This window comes from Ideonella sp. P3_A4 (genome assembly GCF_056403075.1).
On sequence record NZ_JBFUGE010000242.1, the window covers coordinates 1 to 8866 of the forward strand.

The 8866-nt window shown below is 69.3% G+C and carries 7 protein-coding genes; 5 read left to right on the forward strand and 2 right to left on the reverse strand.

The genetic code is table 11. From position 1 onward, the window contains the following. The first annotated feature begins 3 nt into the window (after window positions 1–3). The 4 genes from AC1DYI_RS19710 to AC1DYI_RS19725 all read left to right on the forward strand — a co-directional run bounded on the left by AC1DYI_RS19710 (window position 4) and on the right by AC1DYI_RS19725 (window position 5041). On the forward strand, window positions 4–1458 hold the full coding sequence (locus tag AC1DYI_RS19710) for a sigma-54-dependent transcriptional regulator (RefSeq protein ID WP_477205836.1): 1455 nt from the start codon (window positions 4–6) through the stop codon (window positions 1456–1458). Window positions 1459–1500: 42 nt separating this feature from the next. Continuing rightward, window positions 1501–2565 (forward strand): DNA topoisomerase IB, encoded by a 1065-nt coding sequence (locus AC1DYI_RS19715; RefSeq protein ID WP_477205830.1) that lies wholly within the window; start codon window positions 1501–1503, stop codon window positions 2563–2565. Between the two features lie 98 nt (window positions 2566–2663). Next, window positions 2664–3860, forward strand: a complete 1197-nt coding sequence (locus AC1DYI_RS19720; RefSeq protein WP_477205831.1) for a glycosyltransferase family 4 protein — start codon at window positions 2664–2666, stop codon at window positions 3858–3860. 32 nt (window positions 3861–3892) lie between these two features. Next, a complete protein-coding gene (locus AC1DYI_RS19725) occupies window positions 3893–5041 on the forward strand; it encodes a zinc-binding metallopeptidase family protein (protein ID WP_477205832.1) in 1149 nt (382 codons plus the stop codon). Between the two features lie 3 nt (window positions 5042–5044). Here the strand turns inward: AC1DYI_RS19725 and AC1DYI_RS19730 are convergent, their stop codons facing one another. Both AC1DYI_RS19730 and AC1DYI_RS19735 read right to left on the reverse strand, forming a co-directional pair. Further along, window positions 5045–5488, reverse strand: a complete 444-nt coding sequence (locus tag AC1DYI_RS19730) for a response regulator (protein WP_477205833.1) — start codon at window positions 5486–5488, stop codon at window positions 5045–5047. Window positions 5489–5585: 97 nt separating this feature from the next. Beyond that, complete coding sequence (locus tag AC1DYI_RS19735) at window positions 5586–5861, reverse strand: hypothetical protein (protein WP_477205834.1); 276 nt, start codon at window positions 5859–5861, stop codon at window positions 5586–5588. Between the two features lie 248 nt (window positions 5862–6109). On the opposite strand from AC1DYI_RS19735, the gene AC1DYI_RS19740 reads away from it, so the two are divergent. Continuing rightward, the gene (locus AC1DYI_RS19740) at window positions 6110–8749 is read left to right on the forward strand and encodes a PAS domain-containing hybrid sensor histidine kinase/response regulator (protein WP_477205835.1); all 2640 of its coding nucleotides are present in this window, start codon (window positions 6110–6112) and stop codon (window positions 8747–8749) included. The last annotated feature ends 117 nt before the right edge of the window (window positions 8750–8866 follow it).

Sequence of the window (8866 nt, forward strand, 5' to 3'; positions counted from 1 at the left end):
GCTCTGAACCACGTGCTCATTGTTGACGACGACATCGATTCCGCCACTTCGTTGCGGGACCTCGTCGCAACCGAAAACTTCAGCGTCGCATTGGCCCACACGCTGCGCGATGCGCGGCGGCAGATCGCTTTGCAGCCGCCTGACCTGGTGCTGCTGGACCTGCAGCTGCCGGATGGCAGCGGGCTGGACCTTTTCTCCGACCCCGACCTGGTCGCCAGCTCCGAGCTGGTGCTGATCACCGGCCACGCGAGCCTGGAAACCTCGATCGAGGCGCTGCGCCTCGGTGCGGCCGACTACATCGTCAAGCCGATCGTGATGCGGCAGCTGCAGGGCGTGCTGTCGCGCTTCATGAAGCCGGCCGCCTTGAAGGCCGATGTCGCGCGCATGAACGCGGGCCTGGCCAGCAAGGGCCACTTCGGCCACCTGTGGGGCCAGGCCGCGCCGATGCTGCGCGTGTACGAGCAGATCTCACGCGTGGCCGGCACGGCGGTGACGGTGTTCATCACAGGTGAGAGCGGCAGCGGCAAAGAGGTGGTCGCGCAAACCGTGCACGACCTGAGCCGGCGGCGCAAGCAGCCGTTCCTCGCGGTGAACTGCGGCGCGATCTCGCCCAACCTGATCGAGAGCGAAATCTTCGGCCACGAGAAGGGCAGCTTCACCGGCGCCGACAGGCAGCACCTGGGCTTCTTCGAACGAGCGAACGGCGGCACGCTGTTCCTCGACGAGATCACCGAGATGCCACAGGAGCTGCAGGTCAAGCTGCTGCGCGTGCTCGAGACCGGTCGCTTCATGCGGGTCGGCTCGACGCAGAGTCAAGAGGCCGACGTGCGGGTGATCGCAGCTACCAACCGGCAGCCCGAGCAGGCTGTGTCTTCGGGCAAGCTGCGCGAAGACCTGCTGTACCGGCTGAACGTGTTCCCGATCGAGTTGCCGCCGCTGCGTGATCGCCTGTCCGATGTCCCGCTGCTGGCGCAACACTTCCTCGAAGGCATCGCCAAGCAAGAGGGGCAGACCAAGCGCTTCACGCAGGCCGCGCTCGATCGCTTGGGCCGCTACCACTGGCCGGGCAATGTGCGCGAGCTGCGCAACGCGGTGCAACGGGCTTATGTGATGGCGTCGGGCGATGAGATCAGCGACGAATGGCTGCCGCGCCCCCAGCCGGGCATGGCGGTGCCCGCTGCGGCATCGCCGGAAGTCGAACTGGCCATCAGCGCAGAGGCCGAGCCGGGTGTGCCGGCGACCACCGCCGCAATAGCCACCGACCMAGCCAACATCGTGTCGCTGCCGGTCGGCACCTCGATGGCGCAGGCCGAGCGGGCCTTGATCGAAGCCACGCTGCGCCATCACAAGTACCAGAAAGAGCGCACCGCGGCGGTTCTGGGCATCAGCCTGAAGACGCTTTACAACCGGCTGAAGGAATACGCCGCCGACGGCGAGGACACGTCGGCGCCAAGCTGATGTAGACGCCTCGGCCGGCATGGCGTTTGCAAGAGCAGCGCCATGCCGACCCGCGACATGCCGGTGGCGTGCGACGGCCTGAGCTGGGTCAGCGACAGCGAACCCGGCATCCGCCGCCGGCGCCGCGGCCAACACTTCGTCTACCTGTTGCCCAGTGGTCGCCCGCTGCGCGACGAGGCGGTGCTGCAGCGCATCCGCCAGCTCGCCGTACCGCCGGCCTACCAGGACGTCTGGATCTGCACCCGCGCCGACGGCCACATCCAGGCCACCGGCCGCGATGCGCGCGGCCGCAAGCAATACCGCTACCACGCGGACTGGCAGGCGCACCGGGGCCAGACCAAGTTCGACCGGCTGCTGGCTTTTGGCCTGGTGCTGCCGCGGCTGCGGCAGCGCGTGCAGCGTCGCTTGGGCAGCGCGGCCGAGCCGACGCGCGAACGTGTGCTCGCCACGCTGGTGCGCCTGCTGGACACCACCTGGCTGCGCATCGGCAACGACGAATACGCCCGCAGCAACGGCTCCTACGGTCTGAGCACCTTGCGCAACCAGCATGTCGACGTGCGGGGGGCTGAGTTGCGCCTGTCGTTCGTCGGCAAGAGCGGCGTGCGCCATGAGGTGCGCCTGACCGACAAGCGCGTGGCCCGCGTCGTGCGCCGCTGCCAGGACCTGCCCGGCCAGGAGCTGTTCCAGTACGTGGACGACGACGGGGCGATCTGCCGCCTCGGCTCGGCCGACGTCAACAGCTGGCTGGCCGAGGCCAGCGGCGAGCTGCACGCCACCGCGAAAGACTTTCGCACCTGGCACGCGAGCGTGCAGGCATTGGCCTTGACGCTGGCCGCCTGCGCTGCCGAGCCGGTGCCCAGCCCATCGATGGTGGTCGCTGAGGTCGCCCGCCGCCTGGGCAACACCCCTGCGGTTTGCCGCAAGGCTTACATCCACCCGGCGGTGCTGGCACTGGGCGACGGCCTGGCCAGCGCCGAGGGGCGGGCGGAGCTGCTGGCGCGGCCCTGGGTCGGGTCACCGCCGGCCAAGCGCGGGCTCGCGCTTGCGGAACGCCAGCTGATCGGCCTGCTGCAGTCAGCGGCGCGGCGCCGCGCCGGCGCCTCATGACCGGCCCGTTCGAGGCGGCGGGAACAGGTCTTGCCGACTAGCGACAGCCGCTGGTTGCTCACTGCCTGGCGCCCACAACCCAAAAGTGAAAGTCCGACGTGCGCATCGCCTACATCACCGAAACCTTTCCGCCCGAAATCAACGGGGTCTCGCTGACAACCGCCCGCGCCGTGCACCACCTGCGACGCGCCGGCCACATCGTGCAGCTGATCCGGCCGCGCCAGCCGCACGAGGCCACGCGTTCGTTCGAGGACACCGAGCATCCGGGCGACCACACCTTCGACAACGGCGAGTGGCGCACGGCCGGCGCGCCGATCCCGATGTACCCCGGGCTGCGTTTCGGCTGGGCCACCGTGAACGCCTTGCGCGACCGCTGGCAGCAGAGCGCACCGCAACTGGTGCACGTGGCCACGCCTGGGCCGTTGGCTTGGTCGGCGCTGCGCGCGGCGAAGGCCGAGGGCTTGCCGTCGACGGCCGACTTCCGCACCAACCTCCACGCCTACGGCAAGCACTATGGCCTGGGCTGGCTGCAGCCTGCGGTGCTGGCCTACCTGCGGCAGCTGCACAACATGGCGCGCCGCACCTTCGTGCCCACCCGCTCGCTCGCCGACGAGTTGTCTGCGCGCGGCTTCCACCGCCCGTCGGTGATCGGCCGCGGTGTCGATGCCGGTGTGTTCTCGCCCGCCGAGCGTGACGACAACCTGCGCGAAGCCTGGGGCGTCGGCCCCGACGACCGGGTGCTGCTGTACGTCGGCCGCCTGGCGGCCGAGAAGAACGTCGGCCTGGCGCTGGAAGCCTTCGAGTATTTGCGTCAACGCCGTCCGGGCTTGCGCATGGTGGTGGCCGGGGAAGGGCCGCTGCGGGCGAAGCTCGCCGCCATGCACCCGGACGTGCGTTTCGTCGGTGTGCAACGTGCCAGCGCCCTGGCCCGCTGCTACGCCAGCGCCGATGTGTTCCTGTTCCCCAGCGACACCGACACCTTCGGCAACGTGGTGCTCGAAGCGCTGGCCAGCGGGCTGGTGGTGGTGGCCTTCAACAGCGCCGGCGCCGGTGCCTTGATCCAACACGGCCACGACGGTTGGCTGGCCGAGGCTGGCGACCGCGGCAGTTTCTTCCACACCGCCGAGCGGGCGCTGGAGGATTCGGCCCTCGGCTGTGCGCTGCGCCAGCGGGCCCGCACGCTGGCCTTGCGCAGCGACTGGGAAAGCGCCTTGCACGCCTTCGAGCAGCAGCTCAGCGCGGTGCTGGCCGAGGCGCTGGCCGGCTCGCAGGTGCGCGACGCCGCGCTGGCTTGATCCGCGGGCCACGCGGCCTGGGCTGAGGTGCGATGGCCAACGTGCCTCGGCCCCTGATGCCGCGCGCCTTTCGCTGCCGCTGCGGTCGCCCGGTCTTCTTTCGCAACAGCGAGTGCCTGGCCTGCCACACGCCGCTGGGTTATGACCCGGCGCGGCGGCAGCTGCTGCCGCTGGAGCGCATCGACTCACCGGCCAAGCCGGCCAACGGCACCACCTTGTGGCGAGCCATCAGCCGCCAGAAGAGCCGGCCCTACCAGCGCTGCGCTCAGCTCGACAGCCCGGCAGCCTGCAATTGGCTGGTCGACCCGGCCGACACCCATGCCGTGCTGCAACCTGGCCAGGCGCCACTGTGCCGCTGCTGCCGGCTGACCCGCACGCTGCCCGACCTGTCGCTGCCCGAGAACCAGCGCTACTGGCGGCTCGTGGCGCAGGCCCAGCGCCGGCTCGTGTCGACACTGATCGGCCTGGGTCTGCCGGTCAAGGCCAAGACCAGCGAAGACCCGCAGCACGGGCTGGCCTTCGACGTGCTGCGCAGCCTGCCTGGCCAGGCGCCCGTCGTCACCGGCCATGCCGATGGCGTGATCACGCTCGACGCCGAAGAGGCCGATGACGCGCAGCGCGAACGGCGCCGGGCCGATATGCGCGAGCCCTACCGCACGCTGCTGGGGCACCTGCGCCACGAGAGCGGCCACTACTACTGGCAGTACCTCGTCGACGCTGAGGGCAGCCCATGGCTGGACGCCTTTCGCGAGCTCTTCGGCGACGAGCGCCAGGACTACGCGGCGGCGCTGCAGGCGCACTACCAGAACGGCGCACCGGCCGACTGGCGCGAGCGTCATGTCAGCGCCTATGCCAGCTGCCACCCGTGGGAAGACTGGGCCGAGACCTGGGCCCACTACCTGCACCTGCGCGACACGCTGGACACCGCGCGCAGCTTCGGCGTCGATGGCGAAAGCGTCGAGTTGAACTACGAGCGTTTCAAGCCCGAGGTGCTGGGCACCTGGGCCGACGCCGGCGCACCGGCCTTCCTGGCTTTGGTGAACGGCTGGATGGAGCTGACCGGCGTGCTCAACGAGTTGTCGCGCAGCATGGGCGTGCCGGACTTCTACCCCTTCGTGCTGTCGGCCTCGGCACTGCGCAAGCTCTACCTGGTGCACCGGGTGATCGGTGCGCCGGCTTGATGTTCAGTGAGCGCGCGCTTCCATCGGCGCGGCTGCCGTGTGTGCCGGCATCCACGCCGGGTTGGCCGGCAGCCAGCGATCCAGCCGCCGCATCACGAACTGAAGGTCCAGCGGCTTTTGCCAGGTCTCGATGAAGCCGCTGCTCGAGCCGTCGAAGGCGCTCTCGGCAGTGACGGCTACCGCCGGCACATGGCGCCAGTGGAAGCGCTGGCGCAAGATCGGCAGCAACTCGCTGCCCCAGCAGTCAGGCAGGCGCAGGTCCAGCAGCAACAAGGCCGGGCGGATGGAAGGTGCGATCGCGATCGCTTCCGCGCCATCGGCTGCGACCACCAGCTCCAGATGCGGGCGCAACCGGAACAGGGCTTGCATCAGGAAGACATTGGTCGGCTCATCCTCAACGTACAGCACCTGGGGCCGGCCTGGCCTTCCGTACAAGTCATGGTCCATTCGCAGCGCTCCCGTTTCAGTTTGATTGCCCAACGATCGCCGACAGATGGCAATCGGCATGCCTGCATCCATCCCGCCCAACCGAGTCGGGCGGTTTTCAGCGTCGCCGCAGCAGCTCGCGGCGCCGTTGCGCGTCCAGCCCGGGTGTCGCCCGCAGGTCGGTATCGACCTGACCGGCCTCAATGTCATCGTAGGCCTGCTTCATTTCCGGTGTTGGCTCTGACGCCGTCTGGCCGGTCTTCTCGTCGCGCTCGTGCGGCAGCGGCAACCCGTCGCCGTCCCCCTTGAGGGAAGACCCGGAGGCGGGCGACGGCCCGCTCGGAGGGCGTGATGACTTCGACGGTGCAGACACCACCTGGGGCCGGGCTTTCATCGGAACTCCTTTCGGCAAGCTTTGCTTGGGGCGTGCCAGACGCACGCGGCCTGCACCGGCATTCCGCATGCCCAGAACCGGGCCAGAAGTTGTTGTCGCCCGACCCCGGAATCGACGCAACTCCCGGCGCCAAGTCATTGCCGCTTCACGACATTCGCTCAGGAACAGGGATTGCCTGAAGAAGCATCAAGCGAGAGTGGTCGGTCACACCTGATCGTGGATTGACGCCTTGCGACAGTCAGGAACACGTGAATCGCCCTTCTGCCCCTGCTATTGATCCTGCACCACCGGCAGAAGCCGGCCTGGGTGCAGCGCTGTCCGAGATCCACCGCCGCACCGAAGAACGCGTGGCCCAAGCGCTTCAACGCGCCGAGGACCCGATCGACCACGGTGAAGTGGCCCAGCTGATCCACGAGCTGGGCGAGCACCAGGTCTCGCTGGAAAGGCAGAACGAGCAACTGCGGCGCGCCCAGGCCGAACTCGAACAGTCGCGCGACCGCTACGTTGATCTGTACGACCGCGCGCCGCTCGGCTACGTCACGCTGGACATGCACGGCCGCATCGTCGAAGCCAACCACGTGGCCGCCGCGCTGCTGGGAATGCCCCACGCGAGCCTGCTGGGCTTGCCGTTGCCGCAGTTCATCCGCAGCGACGACCAGCTGAACTTCCGCCTTCATCTCGAGGCGGTGGCGAGCGGTGACAGCGGCGGCACGCTGGAGCTCAGGCTGGCGCCCGCCCACGGTGGCGAGGGTCGCTGGGTCGCGCTGGAGACGACTGTCGCCGCAGCCAAGGCGCACCAGGGCCGGCAGTGCCGCGTGGCGATGCTGGACATCAGCGAACGCATCCGCATGCAAACGGGCATGGCCCGGCTGGCGGCGATCGTCTCGTCGTCGGACGACGCCATCATCAGCCGAGACCTCGATGGCCGCATCACCTCATGGAACGATGCCGCTCGCCGCCTGTTCGGCCGCACCGCCGACGAGATGCTGGGCCGGCCGATGGACGCGCTGGTGCCGGAAGAGTCGCGCGCCCAGGAGGCCGACCTGCTGTACCGGCTGCGCCACGGCCAGAAGGTGGCCCACATCGAGTCCGAGCGGCTCGGGGCGCAAGGCGCGCGGGTGCCGGTGTCGATGAGTCTGTCGCCGATCCGTGACGAGCTGGGGGAAGTGGCCGGCTCGGCGCTGATCGCGCGCGACATCAGCGAGCGCCACCGTGCCGACCGATCGCTGCGCGAGCGGGTGCGCCAACTGGACGTACTTGCGCATGCCAGCCAGTCGCTGATCCTGGGCGAGCAGGACCCGGCGACGATGCGGCGCGAGTTGCTCGAGCGGGTGAGGGCGGCTGCGGGCTGCGAGATCTGCCTGGACTACGGCGTCAGCGAAGATGGCAAGTCGATGCTGCTGCAGTCGTCGATGGGCCTGAGCGACGCGCAGCGCGACGAGATGGCCTGCGTGCCGGTGGCCGATTCGCCGTGCGGCCTGGTGGTGCAGCGCAAGAGCCGCATCGTGGTCGACGACCTGCAGCAAAGCCCGTTCGAAAGGGTGCGGCGGCTGAAGGAGGCCGGCGCGCGCTGCTATGTCGGCTACCCGCTGATGGCGCACGGCCACGTCTACGGCGTTGCGGCCTTCGTCTCGACCAGCCTCGACCGTTTCCGCGGCGGCGACCTGCTGGTCATCAAGAGCCTGTGCGACCAGGTCTCGGCGATGCTGGAGCGCAGCCACCTGGTGGCCGAATTGAGCAGCCGCGAGCAGACCCTGCGCAAGGCCGACCAGGCCAAGGACGAGATGATCGCGACGCTGGCCCACGAGCTGCGCAACCCGCTGGCGCCGCTGCGCAACGCTGTCAGCATCCTGCACCACGACCTGACCGACCCACGCCGCGTGGCCTGGTGCCGCGACATCATCGAGCGCCAGGTGGTGCAGATGAGCCACCTGCTCGAAGACCTGCTCGACGCCAGCCGGCTGACGCGCCGCAAGATCGAGTTGCGCATCGAGCGCCTGGAGCTGCGCCGGGTGATCGGGCAGGCGGTCGAGGCGATCCAGCCCTTGATCGACGAGAAGCGGCATCGGCTGCGCCTGGACCTGCCGGCGCAGCCGATCATGGTGCACGCCGACCTGACCCGGCTGACACAGGTGATTGCCAACCTGCTCAGCAACGCGGCCAAATACTCCGACCCCGGCAGCGACATCGTGCTGCGGGCCTGGCGCGACGGTGAGACCGCCTGCGTCAGCGTGCACGACAACGGCATCGGCATCGCGGCCGAGCAGCTGCCGCTGATCTTCGACATGTTCTCGCAGCTGTCACCTGCGCTGGAGCGCTCTAGCGGTGGGTTGGGCATCGGCCTGGCGCTGGCGCGGGGGCTGACGGAACAGCATGGCGGCACGCTGCAGGCGCACAGCGACGGGCCGGGGATGGGCAGCGAATTCACCCTGCGGCTGCCGATCGGCGACGCCATGCCGAAGACGGCGGCCGCACCGCGCCGCCCCAAAGCGGCCGACCCGCCGCGCCACCGGCTGCTGGTGGTCGACGACAACGTCGACGCCGCGCAAACCCTGGCGGCGATGCTGTCGCTGCACGGCCAGGAAGTGCGCACGGCCTATGGCGGCGCCGAGGCGCTGCAACTGGCCGCGCAGTGGCAGCCCGACGTGGCGCTGCTGGACATCGGCATGCCCGAGCTGAACGGCTACGAGCTGTGCCGGCGCCTGCGTGACCAGAGCTCGGGCCGACCGCCGCTGTTCATCGCCTGCACCGGCTGGGGCCAGGAGGCCGACCGCGAGCGGGCGCATGACGCCGGCTTCGACTTCCACCTCGTCAAGCCGGTCGACATCAACAGCCTGCTGCATCTRCTCGGCGTGGCCGAGCCGGCGCCCGGCGCTCCGCGGCATTGATGGGGTCGCACCGCGAGTGGTGCGGCGTTTTCGGGAACGTCTCTTGCCAAAGTCCGCGGTATGACAACGTCCGCGGCTGATTTCAAACCATGCAAGGTCCAACCATGAGGGCAGACG

What these genes read in the sequence shown, in the direction of transcription:
- AC1DYI_RS19715 (WP_477205830.1), top strand. Translation starts at nt 1,501, where the DNA reads ATGCCGACCCGCGACATGCCGGTGGCGTGCGACGGCCTGAGCTGGGTC.
- AC1DYI_RS19725 (WP_477205832.1), top strand. Translation starts at nt 3,893, where the DNA reads ATGGCCAACGTGCCTCGGCCCCTGATGCCGCGCGCCTTTCGCTGCCGC.
- AC1DYI_RS19730 (WP_477205833.1), bottom strand. Translation starts at nt 5,488, where the DNA reads ATGGACCATGACTTGTACGGAAGGCCAGGCCGGCCCCAGGTGCTGTAC.
- AC1DYI_RS19735 (WP_477205834.1), bottom strand. Translation starts at nt 5,861, where the DNA reads ATGAAAGCCCGGCCCCAGGTGGTGTCTGCACCGTCGAAGTCATCACGC.